Raw genomic sequence first — 909 nt, 5'->3', positions numbered from 1 at the left:
CATAACTGAGCGTCTGCGTTTCATACTCTAACGCCGTCGCGTCCGGGGTTTTCTCTACCTGCTGTTCAAACAATTGGTGAACACACCACGGGTCAGGGTACGCCGTTTCCGTCGCATTCCAGGTTTCCAGTAACAACCTGCGCTCTGCCGGGGACAGGATATTGATTTCCCCGATCCGCTGTTGAGCATAAGCAACCATGGCTTGCAGTACCGTGTGCAGATATCCCACCTGCCGTTCTATGGTCGGTTGATCAAACAGCGCGGTGGCATAACCCAGCGTACCCACAATCCCGCCCGCCTCTTCCGACAAGCTAAGATCAAGATCAAACTTGGCAACATCAAGGACCTGATCGACTGCTGATACATCCAGCCCCGGCAGTTTCCATTCCGTATTTTCATTGTTCTGCCAGGCAAACATCACCTGGAACAACGGCGTATGCGCCAGTCGGCGCGGCGGCTGCACAATTTCCACCACCTGCTCAAACGGTAAATCCTGATGCTCCTGTGCCGCTAAGGCGGTTTGCCGTACACGCGCCAGTAATTCCGTCACGGTCAGCTCACCCGATAAATCCATACGCAACGCCAGCGTATTCACAAAGAATCCGATCAACGGTTCCACTTCCTGACGACCACGACCGGCACTCGGCGTGCCTATCACCACATCTTCCTGACCTGACAGGCGCGACAGGACTATCGACCAGGCGGACAACAGCGTCATAAATAATGTGACACCGTGCTGTTCACTCAGGCGTTTCAGGGCTGCCGTTAACTCTGCATCCAAAACAACCGGCACGACATGTCCGGCAAACGACTGCTCAGGCGGACGGGGCCGGTCAGTAGGTAGATCCAGCAGAACCGGCGCGTCAGCCAGCATGGTGCGCCAATAGTCGGATTGAATCCGGGTACGTT

1 protein-coding gene is annotated in these 909 nt (G+C 55.4%); it reads right to left on the bottom strand.

Translation table 11 applies throughout. The annotated features are described in order from the left end of the window. Nucleotides 1-909: condensation domain-containing protein (locus AM629_RS21290; protein WP_235525585.1), on the bottom strand; the 909-nt coding region annotated here is incomplete at both ends.

The organism is Photorhabdus heterorhabditis (genome assembly GCF_001280945.1).
Lineage (GTDB): Bacteria > Pseudomonadota > Gammaproteobacteria > Enterobacterales > Enterobacteriaceae > Photorhabdus > Photorhabdus heterorhabditis.
The sequence above is the reverse complement of the archived record's forward strand: the minus strand, read 5'-3'. Positions and strand labels throughout refer to the sequence as shown.